This window comes from Chryseobacterium culicis, from assembly GCF_900108365.1.
Classification (GTDB): Bacteria; Bacteroidota; Bacteroidia; order Flavobacteriales; family Weeksellaceae; genus Chryseobacterium; species Chryseobacterium culicis.
The window spans coordinates 200,626-221,186 of sequence record NZ_FNWQ01000001.1 but is presented as its reverse complement, the minus strand read 5'-3'; the positions used below and the strand labels follow the sequence as shown (position 1 = coordinate 221,186).

Genomic DNA, 20,561 nt, shown 5'->3' with positions numbered 1-20,561 from the left:
CGTTAAAGAAAAAAATACATATTCTTAATGGTTTAATTTAGACTAACTGTTCAGCGAACGGTAGATCAGCAGCTGATTGTTGGTAATAACCTCCTCTCCTTCTTTGAGACCATCTGCAATATAGGTGATATCACCTACCTGCTTCAGTACTTTGATTTCTCTGACTTTGACATCCGTTCTGGACTTAAATATCACCACGAAACTTTTATTATCATCAAAGATCACCGCTTTGGATGGAACTGCCAGTGTTGTACTGTTTTCCATGCTGGAAACTTTTATAGTGGCCTTACTGTCCGGAATCAATAATCCGTTGGCATTGTCCAGCACTACTCTGGCCTGCATGGCATTGGTCTGCGGATCAATAATTTTGAATATCTTATCAATTTTTCCGTCAAAGACCTTATCAGGATAAGAAAGTGTGGATACCTGCGCCTTCATTCCAAGACTTATTTTATCAATATCAGACTCATTGACGTTCATGATAGCCCATACATTGGTGGTATTGGCCACATCAAAAATATTATCACTTCTGTCACTTCTCAGCTGCATGTCTTTATTGATGCTTTTCTGAACAATATAACCGCTGATGGGTGCTACAACACTGTATATATTTCCGGTTTTCACATTGTAAACCGTACTTACGGCTGCTGCTCTCTGTAATTGATCCTCGGCCTTTTGTAACTGGCTTTTGGCTTCCAGAACATCTCTTTCCGTATTTAGTTTTCCTTCGTAAAGTTCTTTTGCAACACGAAGATTATTTTTAGCCACAACAAGATCTGTTTTTGCATCACTCACATCCTTCTGAATTTCTGCAAGCTCGGTACTTCTGATGGTTGCCAGCACCTGTCCTTTTTTTACATAGTCTCCCAATTCTACGTTTACACTCATTACATTTCCTCCTACCAAAGGGTAAACATCTATATAACTGTTTTTATCTGCGGAAATTTTTCCGTAAAAGCTGTATTCATCTTCTATGTTCTTTGTTTCAACCTTAGCCAGTGAAATAGAATTCAGCATTGTGTTGCTGAGCTCAAATCCTTTTTTGGCGTGAACGTTTTTTTCTTCCTCCTTTTTTGAACAGGCTGCTAATGAAAGAACCATTAATACGGGGATAATATATGTTTTCATGATTTTAATAGAAGATTTTCGTTTGTACTAGTTGATTAAGCTGTTCTGCCGACTGCATGATTTCATTTTTCATATCGTAGATCTGAAGGGCTGTTTCCCTGTAGCTGTCCATAAAGTCCGTAAATTCAATAAGATTGACATTTCCTTTCCTGAAATTGGTCAGCATTCCGTTGTACACAAGTTCCATATTCTGCAGATCAGTGGTCTTTACATCCTGAAGCTGATCATATTGTGCTTTCCATGTCTTGTAGGCAGATTCCACTTTCGTTTCCAGGGTTAGCTTCTGAAAATCCGCATTTTTCTGGTTCTGCTGAATGGCATAATTTGCTTTTACCACATTCCCCTGATTGGCTTTCCATAAAGGCAAAGGAATTCCCAGTGTCAGATTTGCTTCATTATTGAATGTTCCTCCTGCCTGATCCCATGCAGCACCTACGGTAACATCCGGAACGTTTAGTGATTTCTGCCACTGCGCATACAGTTTACTGTTATCAATAAGTTTCAAATTGTACCGATAATCGGCATTATTTTCCAGCGCCTTGCTTTTCAGTTCATTTTCATCCCCGAAAGGCTGCGCTGTAAGTGCTTCTTTAGCTTCTGATTCAGATATTGCAGGTTCAATTTCTTCTGAAACTCCGGTTAAAACCTTCAGATTCTGTTCAAATTCAAGAATATTTTTATTGATCTCAAGTTTATCATGATTGAGTTGAATGACTATGCTCTGTAATCTCACAGCATCTTTCAGGGAAACATTTCCTTTGGCCGACTGTACGCGGTAAGCATTTAAAAGGTCATTCATATACCCTAGCTGCCTGTTGGTATTTTCCAGCTTTAGCTTTTCATAATAAAGATTAAAGTAAGCAGAGCGGAGCTGAGATCGCAAATCTACCAGCAATTGTGAAAACTGAAGCTGAGCCAGTTCTTTATTGGATTTGGCAAAAGCAATTTCATTTTTCTTCTTGCCACCCATATAGATCAGCTGGGTCACTCCTGCTCCTTTGGAGTGCCCCACATCGAAGAACTTTTTCCCTTGGGGATTGTAAGCATTGAACTGTCCGCTTAATTGAGGTAATTCCCAGATTTTAGCCTGCAGAATATCCGCATCAGCCATATTGATGTTGTATTGTTCGGCGAGCAGCTGGAGGTTGTTCTTCTGAAAGGCTTCTTCGCAGTCCAAAAGAGACATCTGCTGTTGTGCTGCCGCGAATGAGGAAACGGCGAGGCACAGCACTGCAATTCTGTTCATTATTTTTCTTTTTAAATTACAAAATTGCTGTGATGCGATTAAAAGAAACTTAAATGACGCTTAAAAAAATATTAAAATAGGCTTATATAGGACGTTTTAGCGAATATCCGATGTATAAAAAACAATATATTTTTCTCCAACTATTGAATTTTAAGTTAAAAAATTAATCCGGAGTTTAACAAAAAACAGCTGTTTATGAAACCGGTGGATTTTTAATCTACTTTTTAAAAACAAGGGTAAACTTATTCACATAATCTTCAGGAGAAGAATAGACGATATCTGCATCATGATACTCCAGAATCCTTTTAACGATTCTCAGCCCAAGACCTGATCCCGCTATATTCTGGGCATTATTTCCTCTTGTGAACGCTTCAAAAAGTTTTGTCTGCTCTTCTTCAGAAATGGTATTTCCGTGGGAAATAACTTCAACAGAAAGATTGTCAGGGGTTTCAGTAATCAGAACATTTACTTCGGTATTGTCTGAGTATACTGCTGCATTTTTAAATAAATTAATAAAGACAATTACCAATAGCGACTGAATTCCTTTAATCGTCAGAAAAGCATTTTCAGAGCTGTCTTCATTAATCATGAAATCCAGCCTAAGCTGCGGATAACTTTTTTCTACGGCCTCAAAGGCTTCAAAGATCACCTCATCAATTCTTACTTCTTCATAAATACTCTGGATATTTTCTTTATCAAATTTTGTGAGCAGTAATAGTGAGTTCGTAAGATCAGAGAGCTGGTATACATCTCTCTGGATCTGCTTCAAAGAAGATAATGTTTCCGGGGAATGTTCTTCAAACTTAATCAGGTTCTCCAGCTGAAATGCCATTCTTGTAATGGGTGTCCTGATTTCATGAGAGGCACTCGCCGTAAAATCTTTCTGCGACTGAAATACATCATCCAGCCTTCCGATCATTGTATTAAATGATTTTGCAAGAACACTTACCTCATCGTTAGACTGTTCTACAGGAATCTGTGTAGTGAGTTTATGAGCGGTAACTTCGGAAATTTCTTTATTCAGGTCTTCAAGAGGCCGTAGGAACTTCTCTACAAAATAATAGCTGAAAAAGCCAATAAGCATCGTGCTCATTACATAAGCCGTAACCAAAAGATATTTAAGATATCCAAGTTTCGATTTTCCGTTTGTATCAAAAGCACTGGTAAGGATATAATAGTTTTCACCATTGATGGTCCTGAGTGCTGCATAGATCTCAGGAACAGTCTTTTCTGTATAAATGATTTTCTTTTTATCCAGCTCTTTCAGCATGGCGCTGTCCCAGGTGACATTCCTGTCTTTGATTGTACTGTAGATTAATTCTTTTTTTTCATTGAAAATTAAAATCTTTTCATTCAAAAGAATATTATCTGAGTTTTCATTGAAGAAGACCGGTGCTTCTTCCTCAAAGTCTTTGGATTTTGAGATGAAATGGGAAGTAAATTCCAGTCGCTGCCTAAACCGTTCCTTAAATTCATCCCTTCTGAAATCATTGAAGGATAAGTAAATGACCGCCATCACCATTCCAAAAAGCAATGAAAAGGCGATACTGATCGTTAAAGCTATCTTTCTTTTTAAAGACATTTACAAGGGGCTTAGGTAGTATCCGAATCCTGAACGGGTATGGATCAGTTTTATTTTAAAATCTTTATCAATTTTTTTCCTGAGGAAGTTGATATAAACTTCTACCGTGTTGGTATTGGTATTAAAATTATGTTCCCATACATGTTCTGTAATCTGCTGTTTGGAAACCGTTCTTCCCTGCGCCTCTGCAAGATAAACGAGCAGCTGGAATTCTTTTAGGGTAAGGGTAATTTCATTTCCTCCGCGATAGACCTTCTGTTCTGTTTTGTTAATAATAAGATCATCAATTCTCAGGATATCCTGATCTGAATTGTCGGACGGAGTTTTTCTTCTGAGCAGCGAATTGATCCTTAAAAGAAGTTCTTCAAACTGAAAAGGCTTTACAAGATAGTCATCTGCCAGTCTGGTAAAAGCATCTTTTTTATCAGAAATATCTCCGTACGCAGAAATGATGATAATAGGTGTATTTTTATCAAAAGAACGAATGGTCTGACAAACATCCAGCCCATTTATTTTAGGAACATTAATATCCAGCAGATACAAATCGTATGTACTGTTTTTTATCTGGCGGAGAAAAGTTTCACCGTCATAGATCTTATCGCAATTAAAATTATTGGATTCTAAAAATCTGCAAAGCTCTGCAGACAGAATGAGATCATCTTCTAATAAAAGAATATTCATCAAAATTTATTTTACACGAATTTAACAAAAATTTTATGATTCGTATTCTATAGAAGGGGTAAAAGTTTGATGACAGATCTGGATTTAATCGTAAAGAGATCTGCTTACACTTGTGTGAAGATCTTTTTTTGTGACCTTATCTAAGCAAGCGTTTAACCGTAAAATTGCTTAAAGTATAGTATAGCTATTCTGTCCTTTTTAGAATAAAATTTGGGCATAAAAAAATCCCGAAGAAAATTCGGGAAATCTAGAGCCAACTACGGGACTTGAACCCGTGACCTCTTCCTTACCAAGGAAGCACTCTACCGCTGAGCTAAGTCGGCCTCAACTAAAAAAATCACACTAGCGAGCGTGATTTTTGTTGAGCGGAAGACGGGGGTCGAACCCGCGACATTCAGCTTGGAAGGCTGACGCTCTACCAACTGAGCTACTTCCGCAATTTTGTTTCCAAAATTATTGGTAAACGCTGTGCAAAACTAAGAAAACTTATTGTGTTTTGCAACTTTTTTATAATATAAAGTGGGGAGAGCAGGATTCGAACCTACGAAGCCGAAGCAACTGAGTTACAGTCAGTCCCATTTAGCCACTCTGGAATCTCCCCAGATATTTTATATTAAAATGAGCCTCCAGAGGGATTCGAACCCACGACCCCGAGATTACAAATCACGTGCTCTGGCCAACTGAGCTATGGAGGCATTTTAATAAGGACTGAAACTGATCGAGAAACTCTACTCTACACATTTCAGTGTTAAAAAAAATCACTTTTTATAAGGTGATTTTTTGAGCGGAAGACGGGGGTCGAACCCGCGACATTCAGCTTGGAAGGCTGACGCTCTACCAACTGAGCTACTTCCGCAATTTTGTTTCCAAAACTATTGGTAAACGCTGTGCAAAACTAAGAAAACTTATTTAATCCTGCAAGTTTTTTTGTAAAAATATAAAGTGGGGAGAGCAGGATTCGAACCTACGAAGCCGAAGCAACTGAGTTACAGTCAGTCCCATTTAGCCACTCTGGAATCTCCCCAAAAGTTTATATTTTATGAGCCTCCAGAGGGATTCGAACCCACGACCCCGAGATTACAAATCACGTGCTCTGGCCAACTGAGCTATGGAGGCAAATATAAAAAAGAATTCAAAAGATCGCTGTTCCTTTTTTGCGAGTGCAAATATAGAACGGATTTTTTGAATTCTCAAATATTTTATAAACTTTTTTTAACTTTTTTTACTATGCCATTTCTTTTTTCTTGATTAGTAGCTTTTTAGCTGTATCAACACAAAGATCCAAACTTTCTTCAAAACTAGAGGATGTCTTCTTTACTACGATATCGTCTCCCGGAACCGCCAAAATAATCTCAGCTGTTTTATTAGCTTTATCAGCGTTATTTTCCACTTTTAAAAACACCTTACATTCCTGAATTTTGTCATAAAAGGTATCTAATTTGCTTACTTTTTTGTCAATGTGTGACTCTAGTGGTTCGTGTGGTGTTAAACCAATCGATTGAACTGAAATCTTCATAATTCTTCTTTTTTTGATGCTCGAGGATGAGCCTGATTAAACACTTTTTTCAATTGTTCAATATTAGCATTCGTATAGACTTGAGTACTGGCAAGACTGGAATGCCCTAATATTTTTTTAACTTTGGAGATCTCCGCCCCATTATCCAAAACATGTGTAGCAAAGCTATGCCGAAGGATATGAGGACTTTTTTTTTCTTTCGTTGTTATAAGACTAAGGTACTTATTAACTACCACATAAACAAATTTTTCGTTGAGTTTTTTCCCTTTCTTATTGACGAAAAAATATGATTTATATTCTGTCTGGGGATTTCTTATTTCCCTATAGCTTTTAAGGAGCTCAGACAATTCACTGGAAATAGGAATAATCCTTTCTTTATTTCCTTTTCCTATTACTTTTAATTCATTTCCATATAAGTCAACATTCTCAAATATCAGGCCACAAAGTTCGGCTTTACGCATCCCTGTCTGATACAGCACTTCCATGATGCACTTTTCAAGCACATCGTGGACCTGTTCAAAAACCCGGTCATTAAGATCTGTCATTTCTTCTTTAGACATAGGAATCTGTTTTTCAGCATAAAACTTCAGGGAAGAAATACCTTCGGTAGGAGAAACTTTAATCTCTCCTATTTTTAAAAGAAAAAGATAAAAACTACGGAGTGAAGATAATTTTCTATTGATGCTCCTTTTGGAAATGTCATTTTCGCTCAGTTCAACAATAAAATTTCTGATGATTTTCTTATCAGCTTTAGCTAAATCATCGGAAGATTCTGTTCGAAGAAAGAAATGGGAAAAGTCTTCAAGGTCTTTTTTGTAGCTTGTAATGGTATGAAAAGAATATCTTTTTTCGAATTGTAAGTATTCTAAGAACTTTTCCAGCATCATGGGTATAAAAATAAAAATTCACTCCTCAAATATAAGAATTTAAGGAATGAATTAATATATGGTTAAGAAAAAATCTTAAGCCTGCTCTTCTTTGCTAAGTGCTCTTTGTTTGTAAGCCGCTTTTAGTCTAGCTTGTCTCAAAGTTACAGAAGGCTTAATAAACTGCTGTCTAGATCTTAACTGACGAACAGTTCCTGTTTTATCAAATTTTCTCTTGTATTTTTTTAAAGCTCTGTCGATGGATTCACCATCTTTTACTGGAATTATTAACATATTTTACATCTCATTTTGGATTGCAAAACTAGGCAATTTTTCTCAGATCACAAAATATATTCCTACAAACCACCTTTAATTTAATTCAACTCTTTTCAAAAACCCTTTATTAAAGGCAGGTTAGGGATATTAATATTTTCATCATCAATAATTTAAAATTTCATTTTTACCGGCTTACTGGATCCAATCTTATATCTGTACTTCATTAAAATCACTCATAATAATGAAATGTAAACAAAAAGCATTATCTTTGCATTCACTTTATTCACGGGGTTGACTGGTTTCGACAGCAAGACCAATGGGTAAGTAAGCATGCAGAGAACCGTAGCGCGATCTCTATAATCCCTTGCTACAAAATTTTAACTGGCAACGAAGAGTTCGCTCTTGCAGCTTAATATCGAAGTATAGTAGATCAAGCGTTTTCCCGAAGATTTTAGTAGGGAAGCAAGATATTCCACAAATGCTCTGTTCTGCGGCGTTTGATCCTGGGATATAGGAATGCAGAAATAAGGCTTTAGAAGCTTTGGCTAAAGCTCGAAAACTTTAGAAGATAAGCTGGAAGTTGGGTGTCTATCCTCTGCTTTCAGTCGAAAACCAATGGTAGAATAAGCATGTAGAAAGCTTATGTATTGCTTGTTTGGACGAGGGTTCGAATCCCTCCAACTCCACTTTTTAAGCTAAAGAGAATTTGTAAATTATTGAATTTTAGATAATTACATTTTCTCTTTTTTGTTTTTGTACCCAAAGTTGTACCCGAATTTTTAAAATGTACTTTTTAAATCTGTTTGAATTTAATAAAACCTATTTGAATTTTAAAACATACAAAGGGCTATTGTATAACACTACAAATATACTACGATTTAAAATAATGTCCATTACTTTCAAAATAATCATACATCAAACTTTTTGCTGTAGCTTCCCAATCAATATAAATATAATTTGGTAGGCTTTCAGGAATATTTTCTTCTAAGATATATTGAGCAAATGTTTCATCGTCTGAAAACTCACCCATATAATAGTTTATCACACCGTTATAAATGCTTTGAAAATCCATTTTTCCAATACAATCAAGGTAAGCCTCGAAAATTTCAAGATCATAGCCAGAATAGTTTATTTGCTCTGCTATTTCAAATATCTCATTAGATAAATAACTTTCTTCGATTAATCCTAACTTTTCAAATAAAGAACAGTTTTCATAATCTTGGAGCATGAACTCTGGGTCGTGCTCGTCTTGGTGAAGTTCTTTCATTGCTTCTAATAGTTCGTCATAATCTGAATAATCCGAAAGATTGAGCCATTTCCCAAATAATGAGCTTTCATTATACTTTTTGTAGGTTCCTACGTAGATACTAGCAGTATCAAGACAATTTTGTAAATTTGTCATGTCGATAATTTTTAGTGTAATTAAAATTTATTGATGTTGCCTATCGTGTTCGTAGCACTTTAGGCATTTTTTATATATTATTGTGAGAATCTATATAGAAAAAAGAACTTGAAATAGTTCTTAGACATATCAATAAAGTCAATATTCATGCCAATTGACAGAGATTTCAACTTTAAAATTAAAGTTTTTAAAATATTTTTAAACTAAGACCGCCACTAACAAAAACTGTCAAAAAAATATCAATAAAAATGTATCTTAAAGACTATAACTAGTAGAAAATGTAAGTGGAAAATAAAAACACATCCACAAAAACCAAATAAAACAAAACTTACTGTTGAAAAAAGGTCTGATAGTTGATAGGGGGAGATAAAATTTCTTTGACTTGGTGATGGGGGTATTGACATAGAAGGTATAATCTATTCACTCAAAATATTTTACTGGTATTAAATTATTGTAAATTCTACTATAAAGGATTATTTGATTTTTTGATTGAGCTTTGATGGGGGTATTTTTGTAGGCAGGGATTCACCATTGTATTTTTTCACCCAAATAAAAATAGAATATAATTTTAACTGATCAATTCATCTTAAAAAATCTATTTAAAATAATTGTTTAAGTAATATTTTAGCAAACCGCAAGAAGATTAGGTTGCATCATATATTTGTTTCCAATAAAAAAAAATATAATATGTCAATAAAAAGAAACAAAGCTAGAAAATCTAAGTTAGATTTAGTTGCATCCAGGATTGAGGGAAGAACATTAAGTGGTCACATAGAAATGCTGGTAATTATTTCATATTTGAGATACCTGATGTAGAAATCCATGTTTCACACGATGAAATCAAAATGATTAAAGATGGGAAAGTAATTTCATATTTTGATGATTGTTTTGATAATGTTTTAGACGAATTAGAAAAGCCTCTTAATTGAGGCTCTACTATTTGATTTAATTGATTCAGAATAAAACTTTATTAAACGAGATTATTTATTATTTCCATTCCAGTATACTCGAAGAATTCTACATTATCTTCAGTAGAAATTTGAAAGGTCAATGTTAGATTTTCACTAATAAATTCCTCTTTTAGCTCAATCTCTCCAATTCTTCTATAAGTTTTTGGTAGTATGGGTATTCTTTCAGTATTAACTGTAAAGGTTTCTGCTCCAAGTGCTATTTCTCTTTCTATAACATTAGAAAAAGGTATTTGAAAATCCTTATCATTTGGCGTTTTGGGTTTTATAATAAATTTTGATGATTCCTTTTTACCACTCACGAAACAATCAAGATATTGTATTATTTTGTTCCCTGTATTTTCAACATAAATTCCTACTACAATTTTTTGCGTTAACATTTTTAACAAGAGTTTCTTTGGAGTATTAGCTTTAAATACTAAATTAACCTGCGTTCTAGATGTTCGGTTAATAATATCTTTTATCTCCCAATCATCCATTGCAATAGATTGAAAATTGTATCTTCTGTAATATCTTTTATCACTCATTTGATGTGCTGTATTACCTTTGGGAATTTCAACTACATAAACGAGTTTATTTTTATCTTTTTCTTCTACTTGAATAGGGGTTATAACAACATTGTGAATCTTAGGTGAAATAGTACTATTAATAATTTGCTCTAACCATTCTTTTGTATATTCATTGCCATTAATTGGATCGATTCTTTCAGGGAGGTGTTTTTTATTAAGATCATCAAATTCTTTTATACCATAAATTATTACTCCTCCATCGGAATTTGCAAAAGCACTTACATCTTTAGAGATTTCATTTTTTTTATCATTCTTTTTTGAAATTGAGCCAGAAGCTTTGTAGTCAAGATGTAAATTTTCTTCAACTCCTTCTTTTATTAAAGTATTCAGCTTATCTAATGTCCACATAATTTTACAATACTAATATTAAATTTTATAAATAACAACTATTATAAATTCCTCAAAATATTTAATAGTATGAATTACATTTTTGTGAGTAATAAACCTATTTTTTCAGTTCCTTCGTTAATATCTAAAAGTAATGTAAATTGACCTTTGTTCCAGAATCTACCATTCCATTCCGATCTTTTAAGTTCTTTTCTTTCAATATCCCAGTTAAATTTTCCATTTCCATTATCATCTACACCGAAAATTTTATAGCAATTATTTACAATTATCTCAGTTTCCCTATAAAAATTAAAAAAAGAGTAATTTGACCTTTGTTTGTATAAATAAATATAAGTAATATTATCTTCAAGCATTTGGTCTATTTTATTAAAATACCCCAGATAAATATGATTGGGTTTTATTTCTATGGTAACACGATTATATTTAAGTGATTTTTTTGTATTGGTTATAATTGCATTTTCTAAATCATTAGTCAAGAGAGAAATAAAATTAAAATAACTTTTTTCTGAACTGTCAATTACAAATGAGAATGAACTAATAAATTCATCAATATGCAATACAGCGGTATCGATTCCCAATAATTTATAAAGAGCTTTGGTTTTCTTTAAAAAGCCATTATCGTCTGAAACAACATAATCACAGTATGCGCCATAAAAACTATGTAAGCCATCGTTGAGGACATTTCTATATTTTACTGATTTGGAGGGCTCTTTGCTAATACCAAGTATATCTAGAGAAAAGTATGCATTATTAAAAAAATCATATCTGGAAACTTCTTTATCTCCATTCGGATTTAAATTATTATTTACAAATTCAACAAAACTCTTCTTCAAAACGGAATTTTTCATATCATCATTAAAATCTAAGCTATTATAATCTAATGTGAATTTTCCATTATTGATATATTTATCAGTTATATTTCTTAATCCCTTGTATACACTTTTATCTTCTTCCATTAATTTATGTGTTTCTAAAAATTTTTGAGCCATTTCAAAAACATTCATCGGCTCTGAATTAAAAGGGACTATTTTTTTTAAGGGTTCTGATAATTCCTCAGATACTTCATCAAGTTTCATAAAATTGAAATCAAATTTGAAATTTTGCAAAAAATTCTTTGCTGTTTCAAACTGCTCAATTTGATCCTTACTTAAAAGACTGTAATCAATATCATCAAAAATAGTTGTAAAATCTATAATTTCTTCTTTAGTATTTTCAATCTCCGTAAATGCAGTTATTGGTTTAGCAAGATAACAGAATGCATCTTTACTAGAAAAATCATACTGAAGATAGTTATCATCAACAATCTTTTCCATGAACTCAAGTTCTTCATATTTTATGTCAGTTTTGTCATTTTTTAAATCCTGTAAATGAGCATAAGAATAACAATAAATATGATTGCTTTTTGAGCTTACTATTTTTTGTAACAAATTAATATATGATACTTTTTCTCCTTTGAATAAATGACTGAAAATTTGTTTATCTAGATAAATTCTCATTTTTGTATTACATTTCTGTTATTTAGATATATGTGTTTATTGACAGGGCTTAAAAATATTATTTAGACAATCTTGTATCCTCATATTTTGATCGTTCAGTTTTCAGAGACACCAACCAATCTAAATACATTTCTTCTGGCATACTGCGATACCCTATTTTGTGAATATAGGTGTATTCTTTATTCATTGTATCAAACAATTCTTTAGCCTTTGGATTTGATAATGTAGCCTGAATATCTTTTGTATTCTGCTCTTTCATGAGTTTTTGGAATTGTTTTGTATGAGTTTCAGCTTGTAACAACAAAGCATTTGGCAAATAAGAATAAATTTGTATTGCTCTTTCAGCACATTTTAAAGCAAAACTTCCGTCATTCCCTGGATAATTTCTATTATATGCATTAGCTAAATCAACCAATAGCAGTGCAAGACTTTCTTTATTATTTAAGGCTTTCATAAATACACCATTTTTAATGGCATCCAAATGAATGAATCCAGAAGCAGATAACCACGCATCAATCGGAAAAATACCACTTGTAAGCTCTGTATTGTACCATCCAATAGATTTAATGTTATGCTTGATATAAACGTGGTTCGGTGCAAGTGCTAAATTGGCATCTACACCCAATTCTTCTGCCAAAATCTTGTAAAGGTAGGGCATTGAGTTACAATTACCTTTTTGTGTATCTAATAATTTTGATACAAATAGATTAGACAGTTCTGTATGTCCGAATACGTCCTCAAAATCGTAAGCGAATGGTTTATATTTTACGGTATCATTCTTCATAATTACAGGGGTTGCTTCACACATTACTGTATAAATAGCAGCATACTTATTTACTTTGGCTTCATCCTTATCAGTATAAGTTAGTTTTCTATTTTTCAACAAAAGATTACAGAAATGTTTTAAGAACTTAATCTTATTGTTCAACTCGACTGTATCATATTTTCCCTGATAGTAAGCATTTTCAACAGCAAAAACCCCTTCTTTGAAACTATATTTCTGCTTATCATTAAGCATATTATCTATGGTTTGGTAAGCATCAGAATAGAATCGGTTTTCTTGAGCTTTTGAAAAAATCCCGATAAAAAAAATACTGATTAATATTATTTTATGCATGATACAGAACTAAGATTTTTTATTAAATGGGAAGAGTTTTCTCTTATAAAGTCGAAAAGGGATTTCCAAAAAAATAATATATCCCACTAAGTAAAAAGAAAGGTTCATAATCAGATTGACTATCCAATATGTATTGGTAATATTTAAACGTATATAAGAAGATAAATTTTGTCCTAAAAAGAATGTGTAATAAATATTTTCAGAAAACAATTTCGGAAAAAATATCATTGATAAAATATTGAAACAATAAAATATTAAAAATACTGTAGTTGCTCTGTTAACAAAGATAAATGATAAGATAAGTAATAAGGATAAGATATTTTGAATATCAAAAATGCTTTTTTGAATACTAATTAGAATGTAGTTGTGTGAAATTATATTTAAAGTAATTATACCAATAAATATTACTCTTAACACCTTTACAATCATTGTAAAATTGAAATTATTCATAACTACTTTGATTTATTCCAATAACCTACTTGATTTCCATAAATTTTCCTCAATTGATTAGTAGTTTCAATTTTAGGATTTATACCTTGACCATTTTTGGAAAAAGTATATTCAGTACCATTTCTTGATGTTCCTAGATATGTTGCTGCATGAGTAAAGCCTTTTGTTTTGTCTATTGTCATTCCAAAGTATTTACTTTCTACATCTCCTTTCCATGCAAGAATGGTTTTTCCAAAAACTTTTTCATTAGCACCAGCTTTTTCAAATCCAGCTTTTAAAAATGTTTGGAACTCATCTCCTGATAAAGTGTAATTGAAATAATCTTCTTTTAAACTTTCTCCTCTGGCAGTTTTAAAAGCACATGCAAAACAATTATAATTTTCTTTACCACTATAATCCCCTGAATTAACAATAGCGTCAGTAATAGCATCATTAATTGATCCAGCAATACTTTCAGGAACGTCAATAGATGTTTCTCCACTTTTTTGCATACCAGCAAATAACTTATCAGCTTGTTTCTGGTCTATATTCAATGTTTTAGCAAGTGTTTCGGCAGTGTCTCCCTTTTCCATTTGTAAAGCCAAATGTCCTCCTGTTAATTCACCACTTTTATTCTTATCAAATTCTATGGTAGGTATCCATTTAGATTCCCTTCCATCTGGGTCGATTGCATTAATAGGGTTATTGTACGCATAATGGTAAGGTGACCAACTTGAAAATTCCTCACTTAAAGGATCGGGAGACATCCAACGCCCATGAGTGTCACCAATAGGCTGTGCATCAGGATCGGATAAATCAATTTCTCTTACTTCAATAATATTTCCTTTTTTTGTGTTATATCTTATAGAGCCAATTACTACAATACTGTCTGTATCGTGAAACTCTAAGTATTTTCCTTTACTGAGTGTTGCAATCTTTGGATAAACCCCATATTTAGCAAAAGGGTTTCCAATAGCAATATTCTTTCTTCGTCTTTCTGCTTCCTCTGGTGTTAATGAATCTTTTGTTTTCAAAACTTCATCCATGTAAGGACGGCTTCTTTCTTCCTTTGTCAATTTAACAGGATTTACCCATTTTTTTTCAACTCTAGGTTTTGGTTTCGTTTGGTTTTTTTTGACCTGTGCCTGTGTAAAGCCTGTTATTATTGCAAAAGCAATAAATAATATTCTTTTCATAGTCATTTGTTTTTATGATTGTTAAAATTATTCATTTTTTATAATTTGTTTGGATCAATTGGAATATATCTCGGTTTTTGTTCCTGCTTTTTCTTTTCCTGTGCTTTTTTGACAGCTTCTTGTTCCTTTCTTTCCTTTTGTTTTTGAAGCTGGAATAAGCGCATTCTTTCTGCCAATGCTTCGCTTTCCTGCTTATTCTTTTCGGTTTTCAGGCTTCCGAGCCATGATTCATAAGCAGATGCAGGCATTTCGGCATATCCTAAATTATCAATAGTATTAAACTGCTCGTTGATTTGATTTAGCTGTTCAACAGCCTTTGGAAAATAACCGATTCTCTGTAAATCTCTTTTGTCTTCGGGATTAATCCCCAGTTTTTTCATTACATTGGTAAATCTTACCTGACTTACATTTGCTTTCTCCATATTCGGTGCTATTCCGTTAGGGTAAAGCTCCAATGCTTTGTCGATAACTTTGTTTACAAATTCATCATATCCAAACTTACTTACATATCCCCTCGCCAAATCAAAATAAGCCATTCCTAACAGCTCCTTTTTGGTAAGGTTTTCCAAATAGATTTTATTTTGTAGGGCTTCTGATTTGATATACCCTGATTCCAAAAACGCATTATCAGTAGGAAACATTCCATTGGTAAGTTCCATATTTCTCATGGTTCCTTCATCATCCACAAATCGAATATAAGAGTGATTGGGAGCTAATGATAAATAAGATTCTGTATTCATTGCTTCTGCTAACATCAGATAGTACAGAGGCATTGAATGGCATTGTCCTGAGCCCGTTTTAAGAAGTTTAGAAACAAACATTTTGGAATAGTCTTTTTGTCCCATATAGTCCTTAAAATCGTATTCAAAGGCTTTATGAGTTGTTCCGTTCAATTTCATATCCTTAGAAAAATACTCGAATAGCATCAGGTTTTTAGAAACATTGCTTTCCGTATCTTGTTTCCTTTCCTTCATTTTCTGCAACAGTTGTTTTGCTGTTCTTTGTATTCCTGCTTTGAATTTGTTTACATCCTGCTTGTTGTCATAAAAAGCATTTTCTACGGTGAAATTGACATCTGCTAGAGAGTAATTTTCAGAATCTATTGTTGTGAGCTTGTCAAAAGCATCGTAATAGGCTTTTGTTCCTGTTTTTCCTGATAGTGTAGGAAGTTCGTAAGACATATTTCTACCATTGTCTACCCACTGCCGGAATTGCATTTCCTGAACCTCTGCCATATCTTGCCCTATACCTCGCATTACAGCATCATTTTGTGATCTCACCTGTGATTCATAAACATTATGTTGTTGAGTTGTATTTGAGGATTTTTGATATGCACTCAGTATGGAGGGAGCATAATTTCTTTGGAAACTTCTGCTATTTGTTGGATTGCCATAGTTATTAGCGGAATAATTACCCAACCCACTTGCTTGTGGAGTAGGAAAGTTCGGAATTTGGCCAAAACTTATTATACCTGTAAGTAATAAGGGAAAAATATATATTTTTCTCATCTTGAATATTAATATTTTGTGTGTTTTGTGTTTCCTGCAATTTACATTTTTTCTACAAGTGATGAAAATAACATTCTGTATAAGTTTTTGACAAATATATTTCAGCATCACGTCAAAACTTGACGTGTTTTATTTTAAAAGTTGGGTTTTTAATAATTCCTCTAAGGGACTTTGAGGTTTGCTCGTAATGACAGTTTTTAGGTTTCTTTCAGACAGTTCAGCAAACTCGACTGTCTTTAGTATAGAAAATGCAACGTCTTTTAATCCTAACTTTCGGAGTGCTATCCGAATTTCTTTATCCGTAGGGAAAAGACTGTCATTTTGTTTTAAATGGATTTTGTGATTTTTCATGTTGTGGATTTAAAATATTGAACTTTTAATATTTGATAAACATTTTTGATAATTTTTTCTACCTCAATTTTCGGTAGGTTGGCTGATTTAGAATATTCGTTTGACTGATCTAATGAAATTTCCTGATACGTTCTCAAAAGAGTTTGTATTGTTATGCCTCGGTCTTCCAGAATCCCTCTTATTTCCATTTCTCTTAAATCTGAAACAAGCGTTTGTTTTGCTGATTCGATTAGGGTTTCTTTCAACAATTCCTCCCTTTGACTGTACGAAAGTTGATTTTCTTTTGTTTCTGGAGCGACTGGAGTATTAAATTTTACTTTAGCTTTATTCTTTGAAGTAAGCCATATAAAAAACAATATCACACCGAGCATTAGAAACAGCATTGTCAAAATATTTATTAACCTGTCGATATCAAAACTGTTTTGATTTTTTGAATTTTGATATACTGAAACATTAGGCTTTTGTTCTATTGGCTTTACAGTTTGGGAGGCAGGGGCTTCATAAGCAATAGGAATTTTATTCGGAAACATTTCATCAATGACCTCTTGAACTTTGTCGGGTTCTTTTTCTATTGGGATTTTTTTCACCTGTTTGACAGTTTCTTTTATTTCAGGTCTAATATCCTCTGATATAGAAGGTTCTTTAATCTTTTTTGTCCAATCAGGGTAAAAACTTTGATCCTGTTGTTTAGGGACTTCGGGTGGGGGTGTATATTGATAAGCATTGGGATTGTAGCCATCAGCTTTAATTTGTTCATCTAATGTAACTATCCCTGATTGTGCGTTGAATATAAGAATACTTCCTAATAGTATTAAAAAAGTTAAATTCTTTTTCATACAGATGGGTTTATGGGTTATTTTGAAGCTGTATCAAAGGGATTTTCAGAAGCTCCCATAAAAACCGTCCCCATTCTTTTGTACTTCATTGGCTTTCCTGCAACACAAACCAAATACATTCCATTTCCCTTTTGTTCTGATATTCTTAAAAAGATTACATCCTTCTCGTTACAATCATTTTCTACAGCAATATGTTTTCTCAAATCTTCAATAGTGGCATCACCTCGCTTTAACCAAGACTGAATTTTTTTGTCTGGTTTTGGTTCCTGATAATCTTTAGAGAGATCACATTTACTGTCTTTTTCTGTTTGCTGTGCAAAAAATAATGTTGGTAAGGTTAAACCAATTGTGAATAATAGTTTTTTCATAATGAAAGTTTTACTCACTCAGTCCTAAAAGTGAAAAGTTTATAAAATGCAAAAAGCGTAGAGGACTAAACTCAATTTGCAGGAAGAGGCTCTGGTATGCCATACATCACAAACAGGAATAGCCTCCACGCATAGTGAAGGCATCAACTGTTTATCCTGTGACGTATTTGAAATTTACCAGATTTCTTCCTACAGAATAAAAGCTAACGCTTTATTTTTCGATAAAATTTGAATTACAAATATAAAGATTCTTTAGATCTGTAATTATTATATATTAATTTATTTTAATGTCATACTTTCTTTCAAAAAATAGATTGATCTTTTGGTTATTATCTTCTCTTAGAATAAAATCAATTTCAGATTCTGTTAAATCACAAATTCCAAAATTTTTAATATAATTCCCATTTAAAGAATAATATCCTGAAGTATACGGTTTACTCGTAGATTGAATGTAATACCAAAATAAATCTGATTCCATAAACTTTCTTATAAGATTCATTTCTCTTTGTGAATGACCAACAATTGCCTGTCCGTTATAAAATAACAAATTAGGATCTTCATTTAGTATAAAAGATGGTGTTCTATCAGTCATTTTAGGAAAAAATAATTTATTAGATATTCTTTCAAGAGACTGAGTTCTACCAAATGCAAACCAATTTTCATATTCTCTATTTCCATTGTCTCTTTTACCTAAATCTTTATAATTGTCTTTTAGATATTTATAAGCATTAGGAAATTTGTCTTTAAAATACTTTTCTTCAAATAATCTGGGCTTATCTAAGTTATGATAAGGAAAGATTATTTTCTCTTTTATTAGATCAAAATCTACATTTCTACTTAGTTTATTGGTATTAAGAATTTCCTTACAAATACCTCTTTCTATCGGATAAATTTTTTCACTTTTTAAATAATAAAAATCAGAATCTTCATGAATTGGTTTAAAAATGTAAATATTATTTCTCAGTGTAGCAATTCCATGTCTTGTTTTAAAAAGCTTTCCTAAAGGAGTGCCTGTCGATTCAATTTTTTCGATTATCTTGTGATTCTGTAAATTCCACCCTTTAAATGAATCGAGATTACAATATTTTATACTTTGAAAATTATCATTTTTTGTTGGAAGCTGTTTGTTATTTAATCTAATATATTTTATATATTTTTTCTTATTATTTTGAATAAAACATATGCAAGTATAAGTATTTTTTGACTTAAAAATTTGTGTTGATCCGAAATCAATTATTTTAATATTTAATTCCTTATCGCTAAAATATTTTCTTAATTCCCTTCCATTTAAACTTTTAAAAAAGGTGTTCATTGTAATATACCCTAGTATACCATCTTCACAAAGATTTTCAATTCCTATCTGAAAAAAAGGAATGTAAAGATCTGGATTTCCAGATTTACTAACATCCCAAAATTTAATCTTTTTTTTAGTTTCCAACGATAGATTCTTTGCACCTACATATGGAGGATTACCTAAAACAATATCAAAGCCTACAAAATTAGGATAATTAGCTTTCCAACTATATATTAGTGAGTCACCAGAATTAATATTGAAAATGAATTCATCTTCATCTTCATTTTCCGATATAGCCAGTAATGTAAGTAATATTTCAGATCTATTTACAGAATACTTTTGAATATCTAGTCCAAACAAATTATTTCTAAAAATTTTAGAGTATTTAAGTTGTGTTATTTCTTTTAATTTCTTTGCAACACTATATAAAAATCCACCACATCCACAAGATAGATCAGCAATTTTAATATCCAAAAAATCTTTTTTGAGAGAAAATGTTTGATCAATTATATACTCTCTTATATATGATGGGGTATATATAGCACCATTAATTATTTTGTCTGAAGGAGATATAACATATTCAAAGATTTCTATCAAATCTTCAATATTTAATACAAAATCGTCTGGAATGCTATTTATTATAACTTTTAGAAATTCATACTCATTATTATCCTCTTTAACAATTTGATAACTCTTTACTAATCTATTATTAACGACATTGATCTTATTATAATACAAATACAACGAGACTATTATTCTATCAATAGGAATTATTTCTGTCGAATAACTATTTAATAATTTAAATATTGTGTTTTTTATGTTACTGTTCACCTTTTAATCCTAGCAAATACTTATTAATATAAATCGACAATTTACTATTTAAAATATGTAAACTATCTTTTAAATCACCATCTTCTAAGGTCTCAATTTTTTCAATTAATCTTTTTTGTTTATCAACCAATTCATCTAATTTCCAAATTAAAGCATATCTTTTAAGACCTAATTTTAATTTATTATACATATAGTTTGCTTCAACCGAAGTCGCTTTAGGAGTAATTCTTCCCTCTATATTACGATCAAAATGCTCATTAAAGTCAACATCATAAGGATGTAAATAATTTCCCTCATCATTTGATTTTAAAATATTTACATACGAACAACAATAAACTAAATTCGAATAAGTAGTTTTTAAAGTAGGATATTTTGAATAAGGCTTAAAATGATCTATGTGAAATGTATTACTTCCACCAAACCAAAAATCCGAGCAATCTGTATAACCACAACGGAAATTAAAATCTTCCCTCAAATATTTTTTAAAACTTTTATAGTTAGCATATGTTTTGGTACATGTTCTTTTTGGAGAGTCCTTTCTAAAATATCTCAT

The 20,561-nt window shown here is 32.1% G+C and carries 18 protein-coding genes, 7 tRNA genes and 1 other RNA gene; 1 reads left to right on the top strand and 25 read right to left on the bottom strand.

Annotated features, from left to right (window positions below; translation table 11 throughout):
• Window positions 1–42 precede the first annotated feature (42 nt).
• The 14 genes from BLW74_RS01015 to rpsU form a co-directional block, all read right to left on the bottom strand.
• Window positions 43–1,128 carry an efflux RND transporter periplasmic adaptor subunit gene (locus tag BLW74_RS01015; RefSeq protein ID WP_089689617.1) on the bottom strand — a complete coding sequence of 362 codons (1,086 nt, stop codon included), beginning with the start codon at window positions 1,126–1,128 and terminating at the stop codon, window positions 43–45.
• Window positions 1,129–1,132: 4 nt separating this feature from the next.
• The gene (locus BLW74_RS01010) at window positions 1,133–2,374 is read right to left on the bottom strand and encodes a TolC family protein (protein ID WP_089689616.1); all 1,242 of its coding nucleotides are present in this window, start codon (window positions 2,372–2,374) and stop codon (window positions 1,133–1,135) included.
• Between the two features lie 217 nt (window positions 2,375–2,591).
• Window positions 2,592–3,956 carry a sensor histidine kinase gene (locus BLW74_RS01005; RefSeq protein ID WP_089689615.1) on the bottom strand — a complete coding sequence of 455 codons (1,365 nt, stop codon included), beginning with the start codon at window positions 3,954–3,956 and terminating at the stop codon, window positions 2,592–2,594.
• A complete protein-coding gene (locus tag BLW74_RS01000; RefSeq protein ID WP_089689614.1) occupies window positions 3,957–4,637 on the bottom strand; it encodes a response regulator transcription factor in 681 nt (226 codons plus the stop codon). It abuts the gene before it with no gap.
• A gap of 251 nt (window positions 4,638–4,888) precedes the next feature.
• Window positions 4,889–4,960, bottom strand: a tRNA-Thr gene (locus tag BLW74_RS00995).
• A gap of 41 nt (window positions 4,961–5,001) precedes the next feature.
• A tRNA-Gly gene (locus BLW74_RS00990) sits at window positions 5,002–5,074 on the bottom strand.
• Window positions 5,075–5,157: 83 nt separating this feature from the next.
• Window positions 5,158–5,238: transfer RNA gene (locus BLW74_RS00985), tRNA-Tyr, on the bottom strand.
• 20 nt (window positions 5,239–5,258) lie between these two features.
• Window positions 5,259–5,332, bottom strand: a tRNA-Thr gene (locus BLW74_RS00980).
• A gap of 88 nt (window positions 5,333–5,420) precedes the next feature.
• Window positions 5,421–5,493: transfer RNA gene (locus BLW74_RS00975), tRNA-Gly, on the bottom strand.
• Between the two features lie 87 nt (window positions 5,494–5,580).
• A tRNA-Tyr gene (locus tag BLW74_RS00970) sits at window positions 5,581–5,661 on the bottom strand.
• Between the two features lie 18 nt (window positions 5,662–5,679).
• A tRNA-Thr gene (locus tag BLW74_RS00965) sits at window positions 5,680–5,753 on the bottom strand.
• Between the two features lie 109 nt (window positions 5,754–5,862).
• Window positions 5,863–6,153 (bottom strand): HPF/RaiA family ribosome-associated protein, encoded by a 291-nt coding sequence (locus tag BLW74_RS00960; protein ID WP_089689613.1) that lies wholly within the window; start codon window positions 6,151–6,153, stop codon window positions 5,863–5,865.
• Entirely contained in the window at window positions 6,150–7,037 is an 888-nt protein-coding gene (locus BLW74_RS00955; RefSeq protein WP_089689612.1) for a tyrosine-type recombinase/integrase, read from the bottom strand. Before BLW74_RS00955 ends, BLW74_RS00960 begins: the two co-directional genes overlap by 4 nt.
• 78 nt (window positions 7,038–7,115) lie before the next feature.
• Window positions 7,116–7,313, bottom strand: coding sequence for a 30S ribosomal protein S21 (gene rpsU / locus BLW74_RS00950; RefSeq protein WP_034693154.1), 198 nt, complete (start codon window positions 7,311–7,313; stop codon window positions 7,116–7,118).
• Window positions 7,314–7,582: 269 nt separating this feature from the next.
• Here rpsU and ssrA point away from each other — a divergent pair.
• Window positions 7,583–7,984: a transfer-messenger RNA gene (ssrA, locus tag BLW74_RS00945) on the top strand.
• A gap of 182 nt (window positions 7,985–8,166) precedes the next feature.
• Here ssrA and BLW74_RS00940 read toward each other — a convergent pair.
• The 11 genes from BLW74_RS00940 to BLW74_RS00890 form a co-directional block, all read right to left on the bottom strand.
• The gene (locus BLW74_RS00940; RefSeq protein WP_089689611.1) at window positions 8,167–8,697 is read right to left on the bottom strand and encodes an antirestriction protein ArdA; all 531 of its coding nucleotides are present in this window, start codon (window positions 8,695–8,697) and stop codon (window positions 8,167–8,169) included.
• A 970-nt stretch (window positions 8,698–9,667) separates the two neighbouring features.
• Entirely contained in the window at window positions 9,668–10,582 is a 915-nt protein-coding gene (locus tag BLW74_RS00935; RefSeq protein ID WP_089689610.1) for an AlbA family DNA-binding domain-containing protein, read from the bottom strand.
• A gap of 74 nt (window positions 10,583–10,656) precedes the next feature.
• Entirely contained in the window at window positions 10,657–12,078 is a 1,422-nt protein-coding gene (locus BLW74_RS00930) for a hypothetical protein (protein ID WP_089689609.1), read from the bottom strand.
• 58 nt (window positions 12,079–12,136) lie between these two features.
• Window positions 12,137–13,195, bottom strand: a complete 1,059-nt coding sequence (locus BLW74_RS00925) for a hypothetical protein (RefSeq protein ID WP_089689608.1) — start codon at window positions 13,193–13,195, stop codon at window positions 12,137–12,139.
• Between the two features lie 452 nt (window positions 13,196–13,647).
• Window positions 13,648–14,820 carry an RHS repeat domain-containing protein gene (locus BLW74_RS22620; protein WP_185116331.1) on the bottom strand — a complete coding sequence of 391 codons (1,173 nt, stop codon included), beginning with the start codon at window positions 14,818–14,820 and terminating at the stop codon, window positions 13,648–13,650.
• Between the two features lie 38 nt (window positions 14,821–14,858).
• A complete protein-coding gene (locus BLW74_RS00915; protein WP_089689607.1) occupies window positions 14,859–16,076 on the bottom strand; it encodes a hypothetical protein in 1,218 nt (405 codons plus the stop codon).
• 381 nt (window positions 16,077–16,457) lie between these two features.
• A complete protein-coding gene (locus BLW74_RS00910; RefSeq protein ID WP_079243277.1) occupies window positions 16,458–16,679 on the bottom strand; it encodes a hypothetical protein in 222 nt (73 codons plus the stop codon).
• A complete protein-coding gene (locus tag BLW74_RS00905; protein WP_089689606.1) occupies window positions 16,676–17,515 on the bottom strand; it encodes a hypothetical protein in 840 nt (279 codons plus the stop codon). The genes BLW74_RS00910 and BLW74_RS00905 overlap by 4 nt, the downstream gene beginning before the upstream one ends.
• Before the next feature lie 17 nt (window positions 17,516–17,532).
• A complete protein-coding gene (locus BLW74_RS00900) occupies window positions 17,533–17,883 on the bottom strand; it encodes a hypothetical protein (RefSeq protein WP_089689605.1) in 351 nt (116 codons plus the stop codon).
• 274 nt (window positions 17,884–18,157) lie between these two features.
• Window positions 18,158–20,008, bottom strand: coding sequence for an HsdM family class I SAM-dependent methyltransferase (locus BLW74_RS00895; protein ID WP_228424720.1), 1,851 nt, complete (start codon window positions 20,006–20,008; stop codon window positions 18,158–18,160).
• A complete protein-coding gene (locus BLW74_RS00890) occupies window positions 19,998–20,561 on the bottom strand; it encodes an HNH endonuclease family protein (protein WP_089689604.1) in 564 nt (187 codons plus the stop codon). Before BLW74_RS00890 ends, BLW74_RS00895 begins: the two co-directional genes overlap by 11 nt.